The sequence below is a fragment of the Enterobacter sp. Tr-810 genome (genome assembly GCF_011752765.1).
Classification (GTDB): Bacteria; Pseudomonadota; Gammaproteobacteria; order Enterobacterales; family Enterobacteriaceae; genus Enterobacter; species Enterobacter soli.
Genome location: NZ_VWWW01000002.1, coordinates 466526 through 490183, shown reverse-complemented (window position 1 = coordinate 490183; position 23658 = coordinate 466526). Strand labels below are relative to the sequence as shown.

Annotated in this window: 27 protein-coding genes and 1 pseudogene; 13 read left to right on the top strand and 15 right to left on the bottom strand. The window is 55.0% G+C overall.

Features of this window, described 5'->3' with window-relative positions; genetic code table 11:
* Positions 1-5: 5 nt before the first annotated feature.
* On the bottom strand, positions 6-1394 hold the full coding sequence (locus F3J30_RS08975; protein WP_166717007.1) for an MFS transporter: 1389 nt from the start codon (positions 1392-1394) through the stop codon (positions 6-8).
* A 313-nt stretch (positions 1395-1707) separates the two neighbouring features.
* Positions 1708-2619 (bottom strand): aromatic amino acid DMT transporter YddG, encoded by a 912-nt coding sequence (gene yddG, locus F3J30_RS08970; protein ID WP_166717006.1) that lies wholly within the window; start codon positions 2617-2619, stop codon positions 1708-1710.
* Between the two features lie 385 nt (positions 2620-3004).
* Between yddG and F3J30_RS08965 the strand changes: the two genes are divergently transcribed.
* The 6 genes from F3J30_RS08965 to F3J30_RS08940 all read left to right on the top strand — a co-directional run bounded on the left by F3J30_RS08965 (position 3005) and on the right by F3J30_RS08940 (position 8613).
* A complete protein-coding gene (locus F3J30_RS08965) occupies positions 3005-3907 on the top strand; it encodes a dihydrodipicolinate synthase family protein (RefSeq protein ID WP_348771115.1) in 903 nt (300 codons plus the stop codon).
* Positions 3908-3916: 9 nt separating this feature from the next.
* The gene (locus F3J30_RS08960; RefSeq protein WP_166717005.1) at positions 3917-5416 is read left to right on the top strand and encodes an aldehyde dehydrogenase; all 1500 of its coding nucleotides are present in this window, start codon (positions 3917-3919) and stop codon (positions 5414-5416) included.
* Positions 5391-5699, top strand: a complete 309-nt coding sequence (locus F3J30_RS08955; protein ID WP_247650526.1) for a hypothetical protein — start codon at positions 5391-5393, stop codon at positions 5697-5699. Before F3J30_RS08960 ends, F3J30_RS08955 begins: the two co-directional genes overlap by 26 nt.
* A gap of 83 nt (positions 5700-5782) precedes the next feature.
* The gene (locus tag F3J30_RS08950) at positions 5783-6472 is read left to right on the top strand and encodes a GntR family transcriptional regulator (RefSeq protein ID WP_014069695.1); all 690 of its coding nucleotides are present in this window, start codon (positions 5783-5785) and stop codon (positions 6470-6472) included.
* Positions 6473-6717: 245 nt separating this feature from the next.
* The gene (locus F3J30_RS08945) at positions 6718-8037 is read left to right on the top strand and encodes an FAD-binding oxidoreductase (protein WP_166717004.1); all 1320 of its coding nucleotides are present in this window, start codon (positions 6718-6720) and stop codon (positions 8035-8037) included.
* Between the two features lie 72 nt (positions 8038-8109).
* Positions 8110-8613, top strand: coding sequence for a DedA family protein (locus F3J30_RS08940; RefSeq protein WP_166717003.1), 504 nt, complete (start codon positions 8110-8112; stop codon positions 8611-8613).
* Between the two features lies 1 nt (position 8614).
* Here F3J30_RS08940 and F3J30_RS08935 read toward each other — a convergent pair whose 3' ends face one another.
* Entirely contained in the window at positions 8615-9364 is a 750-nt protein-coding gene (locus F3J30_RS08935) for an SDR family oxidoreductase (RefSeq protein ID WP_166717002.1), read from the bottom strand.
* Between the two features lie 100 nt (positions 9365-9464).
* Between F3J30_RS08935 and F3J30_RS08930 the strand changes: the two genes are divergently transcribed.
* Entirely contained in the window at positions 9465-9824 is a 360-nt protein-coding gene (locus F3J30_RS08930; protein WP_014069699.1) for a helix-turn-helix domain-containing protein, read from the top strand.
* A gap of 1 nt (position 9825) precedes the next feature.
* Here the strand turns inward: F3J30_RS08930 and F3J30_RS08925 are convergent, their stop codons facing one another.
* Both F3J30_RS08925 and F3J30_RS08920 read right to left on the bottom strand, forming a co-directional pair.
* Entirely contained in the window at positions 9826-10620 is a 795-nt protein-coding gene (locus F3J30_RS08925) for an SDR family NAD(P)-dependent oxidoreductase (protein ID WP_166717001.1), read from the bottom strand.
* Positions 10621-10771: 151 nt separating this feature from the next.
* Complete coding sequence (locus F3J30_RS08920; RefSeq protein WP_014069701.1) at positions 10772-11212, bottom strand: helix-turn-helix domain-containing protein; 441 nt, start codon at positions 11210-11212, stop codon at positions 10772-10774.
* A gap of 152 nt (positions 11213-11364) precedes the next feature.
* On the opposite strand from F3J30_RS08920, the gene agp reads away from it, so the two are divergent.
* Positions 11365-12606, top strand: a complete 1242-nt coding sequence (gene agp, locus F3J30_RS08915; protein WP_166717000.1) for a bifunctional glucose-1-phosphatase/inositol phosphatase — start codon at positions 11365-11367, stop codon at positions 12604-12606.
* A 32-nt stretch (positions 12607-12638) separates the two neighbouring features.
* On the opposite strand, the gene F3J30_RS08910 is transcribed toward agp, so the two are convergent.
* On the bottom strand, positions 12639-12866 hold the full coding sequence (locus tag F3J30_RS08910) for a YccJ family protein (RefSeq protein WP_166716999.1): 228 nt from the start codon (positions 12864-12866) through the stop codon (positions 12639-12641).
* Positions 12867-12884: 18 nt separating this feature from the next.
* Entirely contained in the window at positions 12885-13481 is a 597-nt protein-coding gene (wrbA, locus tag F3J30_RS08905) for an NAD(P)H:quinone oxidoreductase (RefSeq protein WP_014069704.1), read from the bottom strand.
* Between the two features lie 390 nt (positions 13482-13871).
* On the opposite strand from wrbA, the gene F3J30_RS08900 reads away from it, so the two are divergent.
* Both F3J30_RS08900 and F3J30_RS08895 read left to right on the top strand, forming a co-directional pair.
* Entirely contained in the window at positions 13872-14045 is a 174-nt protein-coding gene (locus F3J30_RS08900; RefSeq protein WP_014069705.1) for a general stress protein, read from the top strand.
* 117 nt (positions 14046-14162) lie between these two features.
* The gene (locus tag F3J30_RS08895) at positions 14163-15086 is read left to right on the top strand and encodes a DMT family transporter (RefSeq protein WP_166716998.1); all 924 of its coding nucleotides are present in this window, start codon (positions 14163-14165) and stop codon (positions 15084-15086) included.
* Here F3J30_RS08895 and rutG read toward each other — a convergent pair.
* The 8 genes from rutG to F3J30_RS08855 form a co-directional block, all read right to left on the bottom strand.
* Positions 15074-16402, bottom strand: a complete 1329-nt coding sequence (rutG, locus tag F3J30_RS08890) for a pyrimidine utilization transport protein G (protein ID WP_166716997.1) — start codon at positions 16400-16402, stop codon at positions 15074-15076. The two genes, F3J30_RS08895 and rutG, sit on opposite strands and share 13 nt — an antisense overlap.
* Positions 16403-16423: 21 nt before the next feature.
* Positions 16424-16918: an NADH-dependent FMN reductase RutF gene (gene rutF / locus F3J30_RS08885; RefSeq protein WP_166716996.1), complete on the bottom strand. Its 495-nt coding sequence runs from the start codon at positions 16916-16918 to the stop codon at positions 16424-16426.
* A gap of 9 nt (positions 16919-16927) precedes the next feature.
* Positions 16928-17518, bottom strand: coding sequence for a malonic semialdehyde reductase (locus F3J30_RS08880; RefSeq protein ID WP_014069709.1), 591 nt, complete (start codon positions 17516-17518; stop codon positions 16928-16930).
* A 9-nt stretch (positions 17519-17527) separates the two neighbouring features.
* Complete coding sequence (gene rutD, locus F3J30_RS08875; RefSeq protein WP_166716995.1) at positions 17528-18328, bottom strand: pyrimidine utilization protein D; 801 nt, start codon at positions 18326-18328, stop codon at positions 17528-17530.
* A gap of 7 nt (positions 18329-18335) precedes the next feature.
* Positions 18336-18722, bottom strand: coding sequence for a pyrimidine utilization protein C (gene rutC / locus F3J30_RS08870; protein WP_014069711.1), 387 nt, complete (start codon positions 18720-18722; stop codon positions 18336-18338).
* An 11-nt stretch (positions 18723-18733) separates the two neighbouring features.
* Complete coding sequence (gene rutB / locus F3J30_RS08865) at positions 18734-19426, bottom strand: pyrimidine utilization protein B (RefSeq protein WP_166716994.1); 693 nt, start codon at positions 19424-19426, stop codon at positions 18734-18736.
* Positions 19426-20517, bottom strand: a complete 1092-nt coding sequence (rutA, locus tag F3J30_RS08860) for a pyrimidine utilization protein A (protein WP_166717150.1) — start codon at positions 20515-20517, stop codon at positions 19426-19428. The genes rutB and rutA overlap by 1 nt, the downstream gene beginning before the upstream one ends.
* Positions 20518-20803: 286 nt before the next feature.
* Positions 20804-21268 carry a SymE family type I addiction module toxin gene (locus F3J30_RS08855; protein ID WP_166716993.1) on the bottom strand — a complete coding sequence of 155 codons (465 nt, stop codon included), beginning with the start codon at positions 21266-21268 and terminating at the stop codon, positions 20804-20806.
* Positions 21269-21743: 475 nt separating this feature from the next.
* Here F3J30_RS08855 and F3J30_RS08850 point away from each other — a divergent pair, with 475 nt between their 5' ends.
* From F3J30_RS08850 to F3J30_RS22625, 3 genes and pseudogenes are all read left to right on the top strand, one after another.
* Positions 21744-22418 carry a hypothetical protein gene (locus F3J30_RS08850; RefSeq protein WP_166716992.1) on the top strand — a complete coding sequence of 225 codons (675 nt, stop codon included), beginning with the start codon at positions 21744-21746 and terminating at the stop codon, positions 22416-22418.
* An 8-nt stretch (positions 22419-22426) separates the two neighbouring features.
* Complete coding sequence (locus F3J30_RS08845) at positions 22427-23371, top strand: hypothetical protein (protein WP_166716991.1); 945 nt, start codon at positions 22427-22429, stop codon at positions 23369-23371.
* An 82-nt stretch (positions 23372-23453) separates the two neighbouring features.
* Positions 23454-23622: pseudogene (locus tag F3J30_RS22625) on the top strand (TetR family transcriptional regulator C-terminal domain-containing protein); the annotation flags it as partial.
* Between the last annotated feature and the right edge of the window lie 36 nt (positions 23623-23658).

Genomic DNA, 23658 nt, shown 5'->3' with positions numbered 1-23658 from the left:
TTAGATCACTGAATATGGCGTTTTGGCATCACAACCTGTTGCATAGAAATCGGGTTGCGCGGGCGCTCATCATCCAGCGAGGAGGCATCTTCCAGGCTCCGCGCATTGGTTTCTGGCGCCAGGAACCACGACACCAGCAGGCCAAAGAAGGTGATCGCGGCGGCGATGTACATTGTGGGTCCAATCCCAATGCTTTGCAGAGAAACCGGCACCAGCCAGGTCCCGACGGCCGCACCAATGCGTGACAGCGAGGTTCCCACTCCCACGGCACCGGCGCGGATCTCGGTCGGGAAGATTTCGTTCGGGTAGACCAGTTGCAGCACCTGCGCCCCGCCGATAAACAGCGCATACAGACCAAACATCAACAGGATCACCGCTGAAGGGCCATCGCGAAGGAAGCCGAGCAACAGCAGGGCCAGCCCTGACCACAGGAAGCTGTGCAGCAGCAGTTTACGGCGCCCAAGAGTATTCACCAGACGCGTCGCAATAACGCAGCCCACCACAAACAGCAGGGTAATGGCCACCGAACCGTAAGATGCCCAGCCGCCGCTCAGGTGCAGGGCTTCCAGCACTTTTGGTGCAAAGGCATAGACGGCGAACACCGGGATCACGGAACAGGTCCAGAAGACGGTAACAAACGCCATACGTTTTCCGTAGCCCGAGTGGAGCAAACTGGCGAAGGAGAGGTTTTTGCTTTCTGCCTGAACGGGCAGGTTATCCAGGCCAAACTCAGGGCCGTATACGCGGCGGATGATCGCTTCGGCCTCAGCGTGACGTCCTTTGCTCATCAGCCAGCGCGGGGATTCCGGCGTGCCGAGACGGACCAGGAACAGCAGAGCGCCAATCACGGCAGTACTGGCAAGCGTCAGGCGCCAGGCGTCGGGGCCGCCGAAGTGCAGAATGGCTTCACCGGTCAGATAGGCCACCGCCGCACCGGCAAACCACAGGATAGTGAGGGTTGCCAGGCAAGGGCCACGGTTTTTCTTCGGCAGAAATTCCACCAGGAAAGCGGTCGCAACCGGGTATTCGATCCCCACGGCAACCCCGTTCATAAAGCGCAGGGCAAACAGCATTTCACCGCTTTGCACCCAGTACTGCGCAAGGGAGCAAACAACGAACAGCGTTGGGCCGACGAAGTAGAGCACGCGACGGCCAAGACGGTCAGTCAGGGCGCCGCCGATAAAGCCGCCAAAGAAGATGCCGATCAGCGCCGACGCGGCAATCAACCCTTCCCAGAAGGCGCTGAGGCCGAGAGCAGGGGAGACTTTCATCATGGCGATACCGATGATGCTCAGTACATAGCCGTCAACAAAAGAACCCCCGCCAGAGCGCACGGTCAACAACTGGTGGAAGCGGTTAAGTGGAACGTCTTCTACAGAAATGGTATTTGACATGGTAACTCCTGTCTTTCCCCGACGTCGTTGAATTAACAGTATTGGGCATCGCAGTAATAAACCTTATTAGCGATGGAGGTTTATTACAGGCGCACAACGCCAGTGCCGTTATTCAACGATCACGGAATAAATGTAGGTCAGGTAAGATCGTTAAAACGTTATCCAGAGCAGATAAAGCGATCTCAATAAATCAATAACTCGTCGTTTCTGTTATGCAGAGTGTTTCATGGCAAATACTCCTCCGGTGCAGGATGGTCGGATAAGATGTTTTTTATTATTAGGGTCTTACTTACTTTCTTTTTAATGCGGGCCGTTATGAGGCCTCGCTATGTATCTTTTTTCGTTCAACGCTGCGGGTAGACCACCAGCAGATAAGCGATCCCAGGCTAACCATTGCGGTGCCTTGCCAGAACGACAGCGCCAGGTGTGAATTCAGCATAAAGGCCGCCAGGACTGCCGAAACAATCGGAATAAAGTAGGATGCCGCCGCCAGTACCGTGACATTGCCGTGCAGTATTCCCACGTTCCAGGCCGCATAGCCAAAGCCCATGGCGATAGCCGCCAACAGCAGGCTGATCCACGAATGCCACGACAACACAAACTCAGGTTGCGGTGAAATCAGGTATTTCATCCATAATGTCAGCGCCGTTAAAATAAAGAATAAGGTGATGCCGTTATTTCCTTTGGCGATAAATTTCGTTACCACACAATATATTGCCCAGATAATTGCGCCGCTGAAGGCCAGGCCATAACTGAGAGGGTTTTCCATCACGTTATGGGTCAACTCGCTAAAAGAGAATCCTTGATCGCCACCTAATACCCGGCATATTCCGGCTACGGCTAAAATAACGCCGGGAATAATCAGCGGGCTGGTTTTCTGACGGTTAACAATGACCGCCAGTAAAATTGTCATACTCGGCCAGAGGTAATTCACCATGCCGACCTCAATCGCCTGGCGGCCCGTATGGGTAAATCCCAGCGACAGCGACAGACAGAGTTCGTAGCAGACGAACAGAATGCTGCCCACAATCAGGTAGCTGCGCGGAAACTGCCGCAGATTGGGAAAACCGACCGTAAACAGCAGCAACACTGCACTACAGGAGTAGATCAGCGCTGCACCTCCTATCGGGCCAAAACCTTCGCTCACGCTTTTAATCAGGCCGACAATGGCGCTCCAGAGCAGGATGGCTATCAGTCCAATGAGTGTCGCTTTCTTCTGGGGCATACCCGATACCTCTGTTTACATTTTGGTCACAATCAGCGCGGCTGGCTGTTAAATTCTGGTTAAATCTTGCCTTAAAACTATGCCTCCGTGTTGACGCTGTAAATACGTCTCCAGGGGCAATAATTCCGGAATGTGATCGTTATCTGAAATCATGTAGAAAATTACTACCTCAAAAAATAACTTATAACTACATGAATAATAATGAATTAATTTTAACACTGTGTAGGAACTTACTATTCTGACGTATTTATTTTGTATTTTTCATGTATACAAAAAATATTCATCCATTGACCTCTTTCACGCCTGTGTGCAAATTTTTAACAAACGCAGTCTGATGGGCTGCTGAGCAGACTGTCATGGTCGTGAATTCCCCCAGGAGGTTATCGTGTTGAAATTTGAAGGTATCTACACCCCTGCAATTACCCCTTACGCAGCCGATGGCAGCATTGATTTCGCCCGCTTTACAGATGTGCTGGAGTCCCTGATTGAAGGCCGCGTGCACGGCATCATCATTGGCGGCTCAACCGGCGAATACTATGCCCAGAGCGCGCAAGAGCGTAAGGCGCTGGCGGAACATGCCCGCCAGGTGATTGGCAACCGTCTGCCGCTGATTATCGGTACCGGTGCTATCCGGACTGAAGACGCGGTGGACTACGCGAAGCACGCCCGTGAAATCAAAGCCGATGCGATTCTGGTCACCTCGCCGCCTTATGCGCTGCCAACTGAGCTGGAAAACGCCCATCACGCACTGACGGTGGATAAAGCGGCACAGCTGCCGATCATGCTCTACAACTACCCGGGCCGTATGGGCATCACCATGGGGGAGACTTACTTCCGCGAAGTGAGCCGCTCGTCCAACGTGGTGGCAATTAAAGAAAGCTCGGGTGATTTCAACAACCTGCATCTGCTGGCCTGCAAATTCCCGAATATTGCGCTTTCATGCGGATGGGACGATCAGGCGCTGGAATTTTTCGCCTGGGGCGCGAGCAGCTGGGTATGTGCCGGCTCCAACTTTATTCCACGTGAACATGTGGCGCTGTATGAAGCCTGCGTCGTGGAAAAAGACTTCGCGAAAGGGCGCAAGATCATGGCTGCCATGATGCCGCTGATGAACTTCCTCGATGGCGGCAAGTTTGTGCAGTCCATTCGTTACGGTTGCGAGCTGAACGGTCTGACCTCGGGTCAGGTACGTGCGCCGCTGCAAAGCCTGGATGAAGAAGAGAAAGCACAGCTGAAAGCCGTGATTGCCGATGTGAAACGCAACGTGGCTGCGGTTACGGCAGCGTAAGGAGGCAGGATGAAACAGCTTCAGACACTCAATGACGTTACGCGCCTCGCCCATGAACTTCAGCTGGCGGACAAGGCGTTTATCAATGGCGGTTTTGTTCCGGCTCGCTCCGGGAAAACCCTGGCCACGCGCAATCCGGCAACCGGCGAGGTTATCGGCAACATCGCAGCCTGTGATGCCTCCGATGTTAACGCCGCCGTGAGCGCGGCTCGCGCAGCCTTTGAGGCCGGCAGCTGGAGCAAACGGTCGCCGGGTGAACGCAAGGCAGTGCTGCTAAAACTGGCGACACTGATGGAGCAGGAGCTTGAGCCGCTGGCGGTGCTGGAAAGCCTCGACAGCGGTAAGCCGGTCAGCGAGTGTCTGGCGGTGGACGTACCGGAAACCATCCATGTGCTGAAGTGGCACGCAGAAGCCATCGACAAGCTTTACGATCACACCGCCCCGGCAGGCAACGCGCTGGCGCTGGTGGTGCGTGAGCCGATTGGCGTGGTGGGCTGCGTCCTGCCGTGGAACTTCCCGCTGTTGATGCTGGCCTGGAAAATTGGCCCGGCCCTGGCGGCGGGCTGTTCGGTGGTGGTGAAACCGGCGGAGCAGACCTCGCTGACGTCCCTTCGCGTGGCGGAACTGGCGTTTGAAGCGGGCGTCCCGGCCGGTGTGCTGAACATCGTCACCGGCGCGGGCAAAGAGGTAGGCGAGCCGATTGGCCTGCATCCCGATATCGACATGGTGAGCTTTACCGGCTCCACGGCAACCGGGCGTCGTTTCCTGCATTATGCAGCGGAATCTAACCTCAAGAAGGTGGTGCTGGAGTGCGGCGGCAAAAATCCGGCGCTGGTATTTAATGACGCCGACGATATCGCCGCAGTGGCCGGACATGTGCTTAATGGTGCGTTCTGGAACATGGGCGAAAACTGCTCGGCCACCTCGCGCCTGCTGGTGCAGGAAGAGGTGAAAGAAGCATTACTGGCAGAGATGGCGAAACAGATAAGTGGCTGGACGATGGGCAACCCGCTCGACCCGAACAACCGTCTGGGCACAATGATCTCACCTGACCACTTCAGCAAGGTGAGCAGTTACCTCGACACGGCGCGTCAGGAAGGTCTGCGCGTGCTGCACGGTGGCAACACGGAGCAGGGCGCTTACGTCCAGCCGACCATTATTGATGGCGTAACGCCGGAAAGTGCGCTGTTCCGGGAAGAGATCTTCGGCCCGGTGCTCTGTGTCACCACCTTTAAAACGGAAGCCGAAGCCATTGCGCTGGCCAATGACACCCCGTACGGGCTGGCGGCGTCGGTCTATACCGGAGCGCTTAATCGCGCCATCCGCGTATCCCGTGCGATCCGCGCCGGCACGGTGACCGTGAACTGCTTCGGTGAAGGGGATGCCACCACGCCGTTTGGCGGCTATAAGCAGTCAGGGTTTGGTGGACGTGATAAATCGGTCTTCGCACTCGATCAGTACACCGAACTGAAAACCATCTGGATTGACGTCTCTGAAAACGACGCCTGAAGCCGTGTTTAACGGTCTGGAAGACAGAGTGCATTTCTATTTCTGTCTTCTGGTGGCGGTGGGGTTGTCCAGAAAGCAGGGACGCATCACCTCTAACCGGCAAAAAAATGCCTTTATTATGAAGTGGCTAAAAAATGCCGGGCAGATTGCCACTTTTCGCCAGCGCGCCAGCAGTGAAATTGTCTGGCTGCGCGGCGAGATTTTACGCCATCCGCCTGACCGGGATCTGGAGCCGGTTCTGATGTTGATCTACCGGACTGCCAGTGAAATGCGCAGAACGTGATCGCCGCTGTTGATAATTTTTGCTGTAGCGCATTTTTATAGGTAGGTTAAGCAGGATCAGAGGTCGATTTTCAGGAGGCGGTAATGAGAACGGGGAAGGCAGCGCTGTATGAGGATCTCAAGCGCCATATCTTAACCATGGAGCTGGATCCGGATGAGTTGCTGGATGAAGCCAGCCTGACTGCGCAGTACGGCCTGTCGCGCACACCGGTACGCGAAGTATTTCAGCGCCTGGCGGGGGAAGGGTATCTCGAAATCGTGGAAAAGCGCGGCGTACGCGTGATCCCGATGAGCCACGCCACACTGCGTAATTTCTTCCTGGTGGCACCGATGATCTACGCGGCTACGGGCCGTCTTGCGGTGCAGCATTACAAACCGGCGCAATTAAAAGCGCTGAAAGAAACGCAGAAACGCTTTCGAAAAGCGGTGCAGAGCCATGATGCTGAAGCGCTGGCGCTGGAAAACAACCGTTTTCACGAGATCATGGGCGAGATGGCGGCTAACCCCTATCTGCAACCCAGTCTTGGACGCTTGCTGATTGACCATTGCCGCATTGGCCACACTTTCTTCCGCCCGCAAAATGATGATATGGAGCGACGTTTACAGCTGGCGGCCGATCATCACGATGCATTTATCGCCGCCCTGGAAGCGCGCGACGAGCAGGCGGTGGTGGATCTGGTGTTTGAGCACTGGGAGTTGTCCCGGGAAAATATGGAGATCTTTATTGCGCCGCAGGGGCTTAAAGCGGATGAACGCGTCCAGTCACCTGAGTAACCCTGGCTGACGACACGCCTGCTGGCGTTCGCTGGCGGGTTTTTCTTTGCATCGGAATACCCTTTTTCGCCGCGCGTTCGGGGGCTTTCGCACGTCCTTATTAACCTGCAGTTAACTATTTTTATACGTGTTGTATACATGAGATATACATCACGTATTCATTTTTTTAGCCTGGCTAACATGATTTCAGCAACGCTTATTCACGTAAGCGAAAGAAAAAATGACAGCGTACCGGAGTAACCAACGTGCAAAAGATCACCTCGCTTCCTGCTGATGACGCCCTGCCAGGGTGGTATCACACCAGTCCATCGCGCACCCCACGTCCTGCCCATGTGGGGCAAAAACACGCCCGCTGGGCGATTGTCGGAGCCGGATTAACCGGGCTTGCCGCCGCCCGCCAGATGGCGCTGAACTTCCCCGACGATGAAATCGTACTGATTGAGGCGCAGGAGGTGGGGTATGGCCCGGCCGGGCGCAATGCGGGCTTTGCCATCGATGTGCCGCATGATATCGGCGCGAAGGACTATATCGGCGATGTCACCACCGCAAGGCTCGTCCTGAAGCTCAATACGCTGGGGCAGAATTACCTGCGCAGCATCGTCAAAGAGCACGGCATTGAATGCCAGATGACGGAGTCCGGGAAATATCAGGCGGCGGTGGGTGAGCAGGGTGTGGCGATCCTCGAAGCGTATCGCAGCGGGCTGGAAAAAATCGGCCGGGAAACGCAGATGATAAGCGGCCAGGATCTGCCTGATCATATTGGTACGTCCTACTACAAACAGGCGCTCTTTATCCCGGGGACAATCCTGCTCCAGCCCTCGGCGCTGGTGAAAGGGCTGGCGAACAATCTGCCATCAAACGTGACGCTCTACGAGTACACGCCGATCACCTCCATCAACTACGGCGAAAAAGTCACGCTGGTGCATGACAAAGGCAGCATCACGGCGGATAAGCTGATTCTGGCAAATAATGCCTTTGCCTCGCACTTTGGTTTCCTGCGCGGACGCCTGCTGCCCACCTTCCTGTACGGCAGCCTGACGCGGCCGCTGTCTGCTGATGAGCAGGCGCAACTGGGCGGTAAACCGGTCTGGGGGGTGATCCCCGCGCATCCGTTTGGCAGCACCGTGCGCCGTACCGTCGACAACCGTATTCTGGTGCGTAACAGTTTCAGCTTCCATCCCGATGGCCGCCCGCGCGAGCACCATCTGAATAACTTTATTGCCAACCATCGTAAATCTTTTGAACGCCGTTTCCCGACGCTGAACCAGGTTGATTTTGAATATTCCTGGAGCGGGGCGATTTGTCTGTCTGAGAATCACGAAGGCTTCTTCGGCCAGCTGGCACCTAATGTGTATGGCGCGCTGTGCTGTAACGGTCTGGGGATCACCCGTGGAACGGCAACCGGCAAACTGCTGGCAGATATGATTGCCGGTCAACGTAACGAGCTGATCGATTTCCTGGTGGCGTCTCCTGGGCCGAACAAAACCCCGCCGGAGCCCTTCCTCTCTATTGGTGTCAACTCGGTGCTGAAATGGGGCCAGTACCGGGCGGGTCTGGAGGTCTGACCGGTTGATACCCCATTTAAGGTCGGTCGTTTCTAATAGCTGCTATGAAGAAGCAACGATCCGGGGTGGGGTATGGCATGGTTTGATCATCTGCTGGAACATTTTGCGCTCTATCCGGCGCATCTGTTTGCCCTGCTGTTCGTAATGGCGCTGAGCAAATCAACGGTGTTGGTCTCGTCGGTGCTGCCGCCCGCATCGGTGATGCTGATTGCGGGCATCAGCGTCAGCCAGCCGGCGCTGCACCCGGGCCTGACCTGGCTTGCGGTGGTGATGGGTGCAGCGGTAGGGTCAGTGGTGAATTACCATATTGGTCAGCTGATGGGGCAGTCGCGGCTGGTCACGCGTTTTACGACAAAACATGCGGATAAATTTTTACGCGTGCAGCACCAGCTGCAAAAAAACGGCGTGGTCGTGCTGTTCACCGCCCGCTTCCTGGCGGTATTGCGCTACATCGTGCCGCTGGCTGCGGGGACGCTGCGCTTGAGCGCCGTGAAGGTTTACGTCGTTAGCCTGCTTTCTGCCGCCGTGTGGGCGGCGCTGTATGTCGGTGCCGTGACCGGCATCAGCGCCTTCTGAATTACAGGCTTCCCGTTCCGCCATCCACCAGCAGTTCCGTGCCGACGGTATAGCTCGACTCATCCGATGCCAGATACAGCGCGGCTTTTGCCAGCTCAGTCGGCGTCCCCATGCGCCCCAGCGGCACCAGATTTGCGATATCGCCCTGCAAGGCTTTTTGCGCCTCTTCACTTAACCCCAGTTTATGCAACGCCGGAGTTTCTACCGGGCCAGGGCTAAGGCCGTTAACACGAACTCCGCGCGGTAAAAGCTCTGCTGACAGGGTACGTGCCAGGGAAAGCAAACCGGCTTTGCTGGCCGCATACACGCTGCTGGTGGGCAGGCCGATACGGGCGCTGACCGAGCCGCACAAAATCACCGACGAAGGGTTATTCAGCAGCGGTAACAACGCCTGAATCAAAAAGAACGGGCCTTTAAGGTTGATGCGCATCAGCCGGTCCCAGGCCTCTTCCTGCCACTCTTCCAGCAGGCCATGGGTGACATCTCCGGCGTTGATAAACACTGCGTCCAGCCGTGGCCAGCGGGTCGCGAGGGTCTCCGCCAGTGATTTTTGTGCTGTGATATCTCCGGCATCGGCAGGAATAACCCATGCGCTATCCCCGAGAATGCGTTGGGCTTCTGCCAGGGTTTCCGGGTTGCGCCCGGTGATGGCCACCTGCGCCCCTTCGGCAATAAATTCCTGCGCGGTCGCCAGCCCAATGCCGCTGGTTCCGCCCGTAATCAAGGTGTATTTACCTGCTAAACGTCCCATGAATGTCTCCTGAATTCGCTCTGGAGAAAGCACTATAGAAACGTTAGTATCGAAAGGAAACCAGGTACCATTTGGATACTAAAGAGGCAAGAGGTGTGCTATGGCGGAAATACTCACTGAACCCTGCGAAAAAAAATCTGCGGTCCACGCCTGCCCGATGACGCGGTTTGTGAATCTTATCGCGGGCAAATGGGCGATCCCGATCCTGTACCGGCTGATTGTGCTTAACACCCCGGTGCGCTTTGGCGATCTGCTACGCGCCGCTGCGCCCATTACGCAAAAAGAGCTGACCAAACAGCTGCGTTTGTTCGAGCAGCGTGGGCTGGTGTCTCGCACCGTCTACCCTGAAATCCCGCCGCGCGTGGAGTATCAGATAACCGAACTGGGGCTGACGCTTCAGAACGCGCTTTCCCCGCTGGCCGCCTGGATGAACGAGTATGGCGACCAGCTGGAGCGCTAAATCAGTGGCTTAAATAGCGCGGGGCTGGTTCACCGGTACGCGCACTGGCAAACAGCTCCAGACGTGCGGCCTCAAAGCGTTCCCATAAGCGGATATCGTGCATGGGCGGGATGGTGATCAGCTCGCCCTGATCCAGCCCGGCAAGTGCGGCATCCACCAGGTTGTCGGTGGTCATGACCGAGCCTTCAGGCAGGTCGGTAATGGCCACGCCGGACAGATCCCAAATCTCCGTTGCCGTGGCGGCAGGCAATACCGCCTGAATGCGCACGCCACTTTCGGCAAACTCTTCCTGCAACCCGCGAGTGAAATTGAACACCCAGGCTTTGGTGGCGCTGTAAAGCGCGCTACCGGCACGGGCGTGAAGGGAAAGCACAGAGGCAATGTTGATCACCGTACCGCTGTTGTTCTGCGCCAGACGCGGAAGAATAGCGTATGTCAAGCGCATCAGGGCGGTGGTATTCAGGGTGTTGATGGCCTGATGCTGTTCAACCTTGCCGGATAAAAAGGGGGCCATCTGCGCCGTTCCGGCATTGTTCACCAGCGTATCAATACGGGTGTCGTTTCTCAGCGTCTCTTCAACCGCACGAATGCCGTTTTCATCGCTCAGATCGGCGGTGAGGATCTGCACATTCACCCCATAGCGGCTGGAAAGGGCTGCCGCCAGCGCCTGAAGACGGGCTTCACGACGGGCCACCAGTACCAGGTTGTAGCCGCGTGCCGCAAGACGATCGGCATAAACGGCACCGATCCCCGAAGAAGCTCCCGTGATTAAAGCGGTTGAATGTTGCGTGGTCATGGTGTGTTACCTCAAAGCAAAAGGATTAATTGGTTGCATGTTGAAACTGAATTCACTGTGAGATATTTGGTTTTATAATGCAACCATTTTGCGCGGTATTTTTTATTCCTGCTGACAGGGAGAGGGATAATCAGGTTTTAAGACACTGACATTACGGGAGTTTAAGCTCGATGTCCTGTGGGGCTAATTCACGGCCATCGTTGGCAACCAAGGCCAGTTTGCGCAGCGGTTGTTGGTTTTTGACATCGACCAGCACGCTGCCCGGTTGGTTTGGGCTAAACAGAAATTCATTCCCCCATTGCGACAGTGCAACCAGCACCGTTTGCAGGGCGCGCCCTTTGTCGGTCAACACATATTCCTGCCAGGCGCTGCCGTCAGAGGCGGGCTGAAGCGTCAGAATGCCTTCCTCGACCAGCAGTTTGAGGCGTGCGGTCAGCATGTTTTTGGCGATACCGAGGCTTTTCTGAAACTCGCCGAAGCGTTTCACGCCGCGCAGCGCATCGCGAACAATCAGTAACGACCACCAGTCGCCGATGATGTCCAGCGAACGGGCGACAGGGCAGGTGCTCTCTTCAAGGCGGGTACGTTTCACAGCGGATCCTCCGGGGTAGTATGGTTTTATTATAAAACTAATCTGCGCCATGGGTAAGGGCGTTATTCATCAGTTTGAGAAATGCTTCCCGGAAAAATGTCATAAATCTGTCACACTTAACGCGATGTTTAAAACCGAGTGAGGAATTAGGGATGAGAAAAGCACTACTCGCTGTTGCAGTGGCAGGTTCCATATCCATGACGTTCGGCGCTCAGGCGCAGGACGCACCAGAAGGATACCAGTTAGAGCAAGTTTTAATCATGAGCCGCCATAATCTGCGCGCGCCGCTGGCCAATAACGGCAGCGTGCTGGAACAATCCACGCCGAATAAGTGGCCGGAATGGGATGTGCCCGGCGGGCAGCTCACCACCAAAGGTGGCGTTCTCGAAGTGTATATGGGGCACTATATGCGCGAATGGCTGGCCGGGCAGGGGCTGGTTACCACCGGGGAATGCCCGCCTGCGAATACCGTTTATGCCTACGCCAATAGCCTGCAACGCACCGTGGCGACCGCGCAGTTCTTTATCACCGGCGCTTTCCCGGGGTGTGACGTGCCGGTGCATCACCAGCCGGAAATGGGGACGATGGACCCCACCTTTAACCCTGTCATCACCAACAACTCACCGGAATTCCGCGATAAAGCGCTGAGCGCAATGGCGTCGGAGCGGCAGAAAATGCAGCTTGATGAAAGCTACAAGCTGCTGGAACAGATGACGAATTACGCCGAATCGCCATCCTGCAAAGAGAAAAAGGTTTGTTCGCTGACGGACGCCAAAGACACTTTCAGTGCTGATTACGAAAAAGAGCCGGGCGTATCCGGGCCGCTGAAGGTGGGGAACTCCCTGGTGGATGCGTTCACCTTGCAGTACTACGAAGGCTTCCCGGCCGATCAGGTGGCGTGGGGCGAAATCAAAACCGATCAGCAGTGGCGCGTGTTGTCGAAACTGAAAAATGGCTATCAGGATTCGTTATTCACCTCGGGTGAGGTGGCGCGCAATGTGGCGAAACCGCTGGTGAAATACATCGATAACGCCCTGGTGACTGAGCAGGGAAAAGCCGCAAAAATCACGCTGCTGGTGGGGCATGATTCCAACATCGCCTCGCTGCTGACGGCGCTCGATTTCAAACCTTATCAGCTGCATGACCAGTACGAACGCACCCCGATTGGCGGCAAAATTGTCTTCCAGCGCTGGCATGACAAGAACGGCAACCGGGAGTTGATGAAAATCGAATATGTTTATCAAAGCACTACGCAGCTGCGTAACGCCGAAGTGCTGTCGCTGAAATCACCCGCTCAGCGTGTCACGCTGGAGCTTTCAGGGTGTCCGGTGGATGATAACGGGTTCTGCCCGGTAGAGAAGTTTAATACGGTGTTAAACAACGCGGCGAAATAAGAATAACCCCCCGCGCAGGCGGGGGGAAACGTTCAGACGTTTTTACGTTCGATGGTTTGCTCACCCCAGAAGAGCGAGTCTTTGTCCGTTTTTTCGAAGGCGCGCGTCAGTACCTCATCACTGCCTTCTTCCCAAATCTGCTCGGCCAGCTTTTCGTCATATTTCGCAACTTCAAAAATGGCTTCGGCGATTTCTGGAGAGGTATTACGTAAACTTGCCCATTCGCCCACGCGGTGAGCTTTGGATTCTTGAGTTGGCATGATTGTCCTCCTGTTGGGTTAGCCGTTCAGTTTTTTGGCAAGACCCGCGACATGTTCACCCTGGTAACGGGCGATAGTCAGCTCTTCATTCGTTGGCTGGCGTGAACCATCGCCACCGGCAATGGTGGTGGCGCCATAAGGTGTACCACCACGAACCTGAGACACATCAAACAACTCCTGGGCGCCATAGCCGATTGGCACAATCACCATGCCGTGATGCGCAAGAGTGGTCCAGGTTGAGGTAATGGTCTGTTCCTGGCCGCCACCGGTACCCGTAGAGCTGAATACGCTGGCGAGCTTGCCGTACAACGCGCCGGATGCCCAAAGCCCCCCGGTCTGGTCGAGGAAGGTTCGCATCTGCCCTGACATATTGCCGAAACGGGTTGGAGTGCCGAAGATGATGGCATCGTAGTCAGCCAGTTCTTGTGGGGTGGCCTGCGGTGCATTTTGTGTTTTTCCCCCGGCTTTGGCGAAGGCCTCGGCATTCATGGTTTCCGGTACGCGTTTCACCACAACCTCAACGCCATCCACTCTGTTTGCACCTTCTGCAACTGCGTGAGCCATGGTTTCAATGTGTCCATACATGGAATAATAGAGCACCAGAACTTTTGCCATTTTGCATCACTCCTCGTTTGTTTTTTCTGACAGCGGATCGCTGCGTTCATTTAAAGATAAGTCGTGCTGGCCAGACTGCAACTCTGAGCACCATTTCTTTGATTTATAACAAGTTATTTAACGTCTTTCGTTGTAGCAATATGAAACATATTTACGAAAACGAAATTCTGGAATGATAAGAAAGGCTTATTGATAACCGCGACGCCTGCGTAGGGGAATGTGGGTTTTCATGTTGCAGAATATTACCGTTTACGCCCCCGCAGCGGGCATTCCACTAAGCTTAGTGTCACGCGACGTAAACAGTGGCTCGGCCATTCGTCGTCAGGTGAAAGAATCCTCTTTTACTGAATGCAGTATGATGTTGAATGTTTCACACCCTGGAGGTTAGAGATGGCAAACCATCGTGGTGGTTCAGGTAATTTCGCTGAAGACCGTGAAAGAGCATCAGAAGCAGGTCGTAAAGGTGGCCAACACAGTGGGGGTAACTTCAAAAATGACCCTCAGCGTGCATCTGAAGCAGGTAAAAAAGGGGGTAAAAACAGCCACGGCAGCAGTAACAAGTAATACGCCGGGTTGAGCCTCTGCCGCCGGGGGCTCCCGGCGGTTTTTTTATTTCTGCAACATTGAACTGTAACCAAAGGCAACGCACACTAGAGGATTGACCTTTATTGCTGGTGCACCATGTCGTCTTCGCGTTTCAAATTCTCCGTAAAACCGCAGGAAGCTATCCTCATTCTGATCACCATGTTCTGGGGCGGGACGTTTCTTGCCGTCCAGTATGCGGTCACCCTGAGCGATCCTTTCTTCTTTGTCGGCCTGCGTTTTGCTACGGCGGCAATCGCCGTGGCGCTGATTTCACTGAAAACCTTACGGGGGTTGACGCTTAAAGAGCTGAAGGCCGGGGTGGCGATTGGTATTGCTATTGCGATGGGCTACAGCCTGCAAACCTGGGGCTTGCAGTCTATCTCCAGCAGTAAATCGGCGTTTATTACCGCGATGTACGTGCCGCTGGTGCCGCTGCTGCAATGGCTGTGTCTGGGCAGAATGCCGGGGCTGATGTCCTGTATTGGTATCGTGCTGGCGTTTATCGGCCTGATCCTGCTGGCCGGGCCGGGCGATAACCTGCTGGCGTTGGGGCCGGGTGAGATGATTACCCTGGTGGGCGCGGTGGCAATTGCCGCCGAAATTATTCTGATCAGCGCCTGGGCCGGGAAAGTTGACGTGAAGCGGGTGACCGTTGTGCAACTGGCGACCGCCTCGCTGGTGGCGTTTGCCGCCATGGTACCGGCGGGGGAATCTGTGCCGCCGATGTCTACCGGGCTTGTGGTGGTTGCTCTGGGGCTGGGGATCTTCAGCGCCATTATTCAGGTGACGATGAACTGGGCGCAGCGCAGCGTTTCCCCGACGCGGGCAACGGTTATCTACACCGGTGAGCCAGTCTGGGCGGGCGTGTTCGGGCGCATTGCCGGGGAGCGTTTACCGCTGCTGGCGCTGGTGGGTGCAGCCTTTATTGTTGCCGGTGTACTGGTGAGTGAACTCAAGCTTAGCAGGAAGAAAAAAGCGCTGCCCGAAACAGACAGCGCTGTGGTGAATCACGAATCCTGACGGACGACTTCGCCCTGCGGAACTGCCGCCATCCCGCGGCTTAGCAGGGCGTTTAACAAGATCGCGCCAAACGTTGCCGTACCAATCCCGCCAATGGTAAACCCGCCCAGCGTCAGGGCAAAATCACCCGCGCCCAGCACCAGCGTGACTGCCACCATAATCAGGTTGCTGTTCTGGCTAAGGTCAACCCGGTGTTGAACCCAGATACGCGCCCCTGCGACGGCGATCAACCCAAACACCACAATGGATGCTCCGCCAATGACCGGTGCCGGAATGGTGTGGATCAGCGCGCCAAATTTCGGTGAAAAGCCTAACAGCATGGCAATGACGGCCGCCGCGACGAAAACCAGCGTGGAGTACACTTTGGTTACCGCCATCACGCCGATATTTTCGGCGTAGGTGGTTACTCCGCTGCCGCCAACAGAGCCAGAGAGCATGGTCGCCAGCCCGTCGCCGACAAACGCGCGCCCCATGTATGGGTCCATATTGCGTCCGGTCATCCCGGCAACCGCTTTCAGGTGACCTAAGTTTTCAGCCACCAGGATCACCGCCACGGGGGCGATCAGCATCATCGCCTGTCCGCTGAACACCGGAGAAGTCACCTGCGGCAGGCCGAACCAGGCGGCGTTGTGGATCAGGGTAAAATCGACCGGTTTGCCAAAGCCGAACACGTTCGCCAGCAGGGCATAAACCAGGCACGCCACAATCAGCCCGACCAGGATCAGCAGACGCTGGATCATACCGCGCGTGAACACCGCCACCAGGCCGATGCACAGCACGGTGATCACCGCCATCCAGCTTTCAAACGGTGAGCCAGAGACGCTTTTGACCGCAATCGGGGCGAGGTTCAGGCCGATAGCCATCACCACGGCGCCCGTGACCACCGGCGGCATCATCCGTTCTATCCATTTGGTGCCGGTTTTCATCACCACCAGGCCAATCAGGGTATAGACCAGCCCACAGGCAATAATGCCGCCGAGGGCCACGCTCAGGTTCGGGTTGATCCCCTGGCCGTTAAACCCGGTGGTGGCAATCACCACGCCCACAAAGGCGGCGCTGGAGCCAAGGTAGCTGGGCACGCGCCCGCCGGTGACAAAAAAGAACAACAGAGTACCGATGCCCGACATCAGAATGGACAGGTTGGGATCAAGCCCCATCAGCATGGGCATCAGCACCGTGGCACCAAACATGGCCACCGCGTGCTGAACCCCCATGACCAGGGTCTGCGCTACAGGGAGTCTCTCATCCGGCGCGACCACGCCGCGTTCTGAAGAGGTCGATTTCAACTGCCAGTGGGGAAATCCGAACATTGCCATGAGCTGTCTCCTTAAGGAGGGTTAACAGGCGGGTCGCAAGAGCGCGTGATAGCCGCGGTCGAACCACACCAGCCCCTGCGGCGCGGGGTGGCGAACTATCGAAACAATGTCGCAAAACAGGATGTCGTGCGTGCCCACGCTGACCACCTGGCTGATGCGACAGTCAAACGAGGCCAGCGCATCCTCAAGACGCGGGCAGCCTGTTTCGCCGGTTTCCCAGCGGGCGGCGGCGAAGCGATCTTCCATCGGCGTTTTGCCGCCGAACAGGTTAGAGAGCGGCTCTTGCCCGGCGCTGAGCGTGTTGACGCACAGGGTGCGGTTCTCGCTGAACGTCGGCCAGACGGACGCCCCGCGATTCAGACACACCAGCAGGGTGGGCGGTGAGTCGGTGACGCTGCACACGGCGCTGGCGGTGAACCCGGCCATGCCGGCAGGGCCATCGGTGGTGATGATATTGACCGCCGCACCCACGCAGGCCATCGCATCACGAAAGGTTTGTTTATCCGGTGTGTTCATCCTCACTCCTTATGCCAGACCACAGGCATCTTCGAAGGCCAGACGCGGCAAGCGCCCGTACAGTTTGCTGCTGTCGCCATAGCCGATGTTGATCAGCAGATTGCTTTTCAGTGCGGTGCCGGTGAAAAAGGCATCGTCCACTTTTTGCCGGTCAAAACCGGACATCGGCCCGGTATCCAGCCCCAGGGCGCGACAGGCAAAAATCAGCCAGGCGGCCTGCAACGTGCTGTTGCGAAAGGCCGTCTCTTCGGCAAGGGCCGGGCTTGAGGTAAACCAGCTCCGGGCATCGCCGTGCGGGAACAGGGTGGGCAGGCGCTCGTAAAATTCACCGTCCCAGGCCACGATGGCCGTGACCGGGGCAGTAAGGGTTTTCTCCAGATTGCCGCTGGACAGCGCCGGGCGAAGCTTCTCTTTTCCTTCGGCGCTTCTGACGAACACAATCCGCGCAGGCGAACAGTTGGCGGACGTGGGGCCCCATTTCATCAGGTCGTACACTTCGCGCAGCAGCGCATCGCTGACCGGCAGATCCTGCCAGCCGTTGTGGGTGCGTGCTTCGGTGAATAACGTCTCCAGCGCAGTGGGGGTAATGGCTTCGCTCATTGTGGCTCCTTACAAAGCGGGTTCAGGGCTGTGCAACAGGCTGGCCAGCCCGTTCAGCAACAGGGTGTTAAAAGTGTCGGGCTCGGTCACGTTGCAGGCGTGCCCACCCTGGCGCATCACCACCTTCTGGCTGCCGGGCAGTGCCGCCTGCAATTCGGATGAACAGACTGAGGGAACCAGCAGATCGTCCGCCGAACAGATGATGTGCACCGGGCAGCGAATGCGCGCCGCGTGGCGGCTAAAGTTGGCCTGTTTCAGCGCGGCTAAGCGGCGCAGCAGGTTGTGTTTGCCCTGAAAATGGGCCAGCGCCAGAGACTCTTCGGCTTCCATGCGCGGTGCGCGGGCGGCCATCCAGTCTGCCGGATAGAGAAACAGCGGCTGGGCTTCCACCCATGCCTGCGCGCCCCCGGCGTGGAGCAGACGTTCGCGGATCTGAAAGCAGCGACGGGTATGGGCATTCAGCGACAGCCAGCCGTTGACGCACACCAGGGCGGTAACGGCTTCGGGATTATCCAGCGCCAGTTGCAGGCCGATCAGCGCCCCCAGCGCGTGGCCCACCACGCAATAGCGGGAGATCCCCGCACTGGCCAGCGCCTGCGCAAGCTCCTGCGCCATCTCGGCCATGCTGTACCCTTCCGGCAGGGTGTCCGGGTTGTTGCCCGTGCCCCGCTGGTCGTAGCACACCACCTGGTACTCCTGTTCCAGCCGCGCAAGCTGAGGCAGCCAGTAGCTGCCCCCGCCGCCCAGCCCGGCTATCAGTACCACGGCGGGCGCGCCGTCATACGGGGGCGGTGAGACGGAGAGTTTCATGGCAGCCTCACTTCGCAATGTGCGCGACAGTGGCGATTTCAACCAGCGCGTCGGGCTTCACCAGCCCGCACTGGATGCAGAACCGCGCCGGTTTATCGCCCGGGAAGAACTCGGCGTAGATTTCGTTAATCGCGGCGTAGTTTTTCCAGTCGGTGATAAAGATACTGTTGAAGGTCACGTCCTCCATCGTGCCACCCGCGGTTTCGATCACGCCTTTGATCGTTTCCAGCACGTGACGCGTTTGCGCCTTTGGGTCGTTGATAAACACCACGTTGTTGTCTTTATCAAACGGCAGCGTGCCGGAGACATACACCACGCCATCGGCAAGCGTGCCGGGCACAAACGGGGCGATAGGGGTGCTGGTGCCCGGTGGAATAATCACGGATTTTGGCATTGTGGTGCTCCTCAGGCGATACGGGCTAATGACGGCGGGGTAAGGGCATCGCAGAAATCGGCGACGTTACTCACCCAGCCAAAAAAGGTTTCGATATTGAACAGGGCCGCTTTCTGGGCGAACTCCGGCCCGGCCTGGTGGGTGGCGTCTTCCAGCACCACGCCGAAATATTCGAGGAAAAAGCCATCGCGCAACGTGGATTCCACGCAGACGTTAGTGGCAATGCCGGTAAAGACCAGGTGACGGATGCCCCGGCTGCGCAGCAGGCTGTCGAGCGGGGTGTTGAAAAAGCCGCTGTAGCGCGGTTTAGGCAGCACGATATCGCCCGCCGCAGGAACCAGTTCATCGACCAGCTGATAATCCCAGCCGCCTTTCGCCAGCAGCTTGCCCTGTAGTTCAGGCTGTTTGCGCATGGTTTTCAGGGCGTTGGACTTGTGGAAATTGGGCGAGCCGGGGCCACCGGCTTCCACGTACTGGTCGTCCCAGCCGTTCTGGAACCAGATAATCAACATGCCCGCCGCGCGTGCGGCAGCCACGGCGGTTTTGATGTTCTCAATCACCGGTTTGGTGGCGGAGACATCAAACCCGGCCAGATCCAGATAACCGCCCTGGCTTGCGTAGGCGTTTTGCATATCCACCACTATCAGCGCGCTGCGCTGGGCGTCGAAGGTGATGGCTTCCGGGCGAGCGTCAAGCGTGGTCATTACGCAACCTCCTTCGTGATGGCGGGGATGTGGGCACGGCACTGCATCAGCGGCTGAATACGTTCGCCGAAGGTTTCAACGCCCATCAGGAAATCGTCAAAGGTGAGCAGGACGCCTTCAGCGCCTGGGACGGCGGCCACTTCGTCCAGCATTCTGGCGACATTTGCATAGGAGCCAACCAGCGTGCCCATGTTGATGTTCACGGCGGAGGTCGGGTCAGCCATCTGGCGGACGTTGGTATCTGAGCCGGAGCGGGTATCTTTCTGGCTCTGTTCAGTGAGCCAGCTCAGCGCCTCGTCGTCGGCCCCGGCTTTATACAGTTCCCATTTGGCGCGCGCGGCGTCGTCGGTTTCATCGGCGATGACCATAAACAGCACGTAGGAACCGACATCGCGCCCGGTTTTGTCGGCGGCTTCTTTCATGCGTGCGGCCGTGGGGGCAAAGGCTGCCGGGGTGTTAACCCCTTTGCCAAAGCAGAAGTTGAAATCGGCGTATTTCGCGGAGAACTCCATCCCCGCATCGCTCTGCCCGGCGCAGATCACTTTCATCGGCACGGACGGCTGCGGGCTGACGCGACAGTCGTTCATGGTGAAGTAGTCGCCTTTAAAATCGCTTTTACCGGTGCCCCACAGGTCGCGCAGCACTTGCACGTACTCGGTGAGATACTCATAGCGGCGCGAGAAATATTCGTCGCCCGGCCAGATCCCCATCTGGTCGTACTCCGGTTTTTGCCAGCCGGTAACCAGGTTGACGCCAAAGCGGCCGCCGGAGATGGAATCGATGGTGGAGGCCATTCGCGCCACAATGGCCGGGGGCAGGGTGAGGGTGGCTGCGGTGGCGTAAATCTGGATGCGGGACGTGACTGCCGCCAGCCCGGCCATCAGGGTGAAGGACTCCAGGTTGTGATCCCAGAATTCCGTCTTACCGCCAAAACCACGCAGCTTGATCATCGAGAGCGCAAAATCGAAATGGTAGTGCTCCGCTTTTTGCACGATGACCTTATTCAGCTCGAAGGTCGGCTTGTACTGCGGGGCGGTGGTCGAGATTAGCCAGCCGTTGTTACCGATAGGTACGAATACGCCAATTTTCATCACGAACCTCTCTTCATCACAGTGTGGGGTGAAAGTCAGACGTGGCGCTGCATCCTGCATATCCTGTTCAGCCTCGTGAAAAGGGTTTTGCAAAGGGGATGCCAGTTTTTAAAATGGCTTTGTTATTAAGGTGTTAATGCAAGGTTGGCAAAATGAGTGCAAATAAAGTGGACTAAATGGTCAAAAGAATTGCACACAAAGCAGGCAACGGTGCGCGATGGCGGTGCAGGGGCGAGGAGGAGAATGCAGCACGATCCCGGTGCGGGCCGGGATCGCAGGTCAGCGTTTATTGTGGCTTCACAGCCCCGTTCATGCGTTTGGGCTCCGGCAGATCGCCCGTATCATTCAGCGCCCCCGGGAACGTCGACAGCCACGCTTTCACCTTCTGTTTATTGGTATGCACTGCGCTCAACCCTTCTAAACAGCCCCACAGCTCGCGGCTATTCTGCGGGGTGATCACTATGCAATCCGGCATCACGCGTATTTTAACCGCGCGGCCATACGCAAACCCGGCGCGGGACAACCAGTCACCCGACAGCGGCAGATAGTTATGTTCCATGCGCGTATACAGCTCACCGCATGATGCACCCGTCTCATCCCGCGCATGAACACGCCCGGAATGGGTCTGCTCCCCGTGCAAGTCCCGCGGGTTCTTTTTGCGTACCTGCTCGCGAATTTCTTCACTGTTTTCAAATACTGCATTTTCCGTTTGGGCAACAGCCCGCTCTGGCATAAAATTCTTCGCAGCCATATTCAACTCCATACTAGTTGTTTGTGGTTAGCGGTATAAGGGTGGTGGAACACCTTTATATCGCGATCTTGGTTATCTACTTTTCTGTATAAAACTCACTGTTTGTGTTGGGTGGCTTCACTACGCTCATTATACTCTTATGGATAAAAACACAGGGGTAAAAATGTCGGGGAAATGGTGAAAATGCGAGGCTGCTCGAGGAAAGGTGGGGGGGCGTTAGAGCTGATCATTTGATGTAAGGAAGATGGTTGGGAGACTGGTTTGATAGAGGAGACGGTTTGTTATAGTCAGACATGAATATGTTCTAGGTAGTCTACAAAAGCTGACTATCTAAGCCATTTCGATTAAAAAATTTTTTAAGTTCAGCTTTCCAGTTGATTACCAATAAATTGATGGGTAACTATAATTTGAGAATGTCTTTTTGTACTCAATGCACTGTGATCATGTGCGGGTGAGGCAGATTTGAGGAATATCAATGATGAGCATAGATAATGAGTTAGTCGTTATAGTATTTAGAGGTTTTGATAGGCTATTCATCTCAATTGGAGGAATAATTTCCATCTGGTTAGGTTATAAATTATTTAATAAGTCTCTTCCCAACGATGGCACTTTTGATGGGGGGATCGGTTCGTGGTCCATACGATTGCAGAATATAGCTCCTGGTGTTTTTTTTGCACTATTTGGCGCGTCAGCTCTTATTTTTTCAATAACGCACCCCTTATCCTATGAAAAAACTAATGCTATAAAAAGCACAGCTGTACACACGGAGGCGGAAGTATTAGCAAGTGGTAATAATTCACCTAATCAAATGCAGATTGGTTCTTCATTTAGCGGTTTAGGTTCGGATGGAGTACCAGAACTAGATTTGAGAAATGAGATAGATATTTTAAATTCTTTAGTTATTGTCAATAAATATAAAGACAAACTTAAAGAAGATTTAACAAGTGAACAGAAGCAAAAAATAACAGCATCTTATGCTAAGTTATATGCTCTACAAATTAATTTAATTGATAAGCTATTCGGCCCTGGAAGCTTAGATATGTATCAAAAAATTTCGGCAGATATAAGAAATGATCCTAGGAGATTAGATAGCTATTCTACAGAAAATAAATTGCTATACAATAATATTAAGTCGCTTTTTGCTCAGTGAGGTGTTAAATGAATCGTAACTTATCGGCGTTTGGCTTCCTCTTTTTAACAAATTTTGTTTCGGCGGGAGTTCAACCAATTGATTTTACAAATGAGACTGTTCACATGGTTAACGACAGAATTATTGAGTTGGGTGACCCATTTCAAAACATAGTCCGTGATTTAAGATTTAATATTGACTCTTCAAATGCCATGCCCGGAGCATCAGCAGGTTGGATAAATGGCATTCCAACAATTATTTTCACCTCATCACTGCTAGATGTGGTTTTTTATACAGCAGAGTTAAATGTGTTATCTATGGCTGATGGAAAGTGGAATGATTGCAACAGTGTATATAGTAGTTATTTAAGAAATTCGTATGCTGATATGATGTTACAAAAACAAAATCATATGCCAGTGAGCCAATTAGTGTCGCCTGAGAAATTTGGTGATTCTTGTTCAGGTATTGAAGCCTACTATCCATTCTCAGGGCAAATGAAGGGGGCCAGGGACCAATCTGTCAGAAATTCTATCGCATTCATTTATCTCCATGAGCTGTCACACCTTTACTATAAGCATGTGAGGTTTACTACTGAGCATATGAATAATGAAGAAAGACAAGCAGCTAATTGCTCCATGAGAGCTCAAGAAAAAGATGCAGACCTGCTAGCAGCTCGAAAAATGGTTAAGTTTGGATGGTATGCCTCTGCATTAGATGTAACTATCTGGATGGTAATGGGTAATATTGGGGTCTTGGAGAGTAGCCGAAACAGTAATCTTGATCACCCTACGGCTCTTGAACGAATGACCTATACCCTTGATGAAGTCAGAGGTGCGATTATCGAGTCAGGTGGACAGGTAAGTCGAGAGATGTCTGAGGCTATTGACGAATCAAAGGCATTATTGGAAAAAGTCGATAAGCAGCTCGGGAATAATGATAATAGTGACCCGGAAGTAGTACAGTGTGATAATTAAGAACATATATATTATTCTTTGGGATTGATATTAAAACATTATCAATGGCTTGTAGATAAGTTATTTCCCGGTAGGGGGGCTTATATTCTGTCTTGAGATGTTACAGGGCGCGCCGTTGCTAGAATATGAGCTGACAAGGGATTTAAAACAGCTGGTGGACGATAAATCGGCGATCATTGCTGGGGGGCCAGCGGAAACTGGTACCGGAAGAGCAGCATCATCTGATCTTTATGATTTGGGCCTCCACTAAAATCACTGTTTGTGTTGGATGGTTTCAATACGCCAAT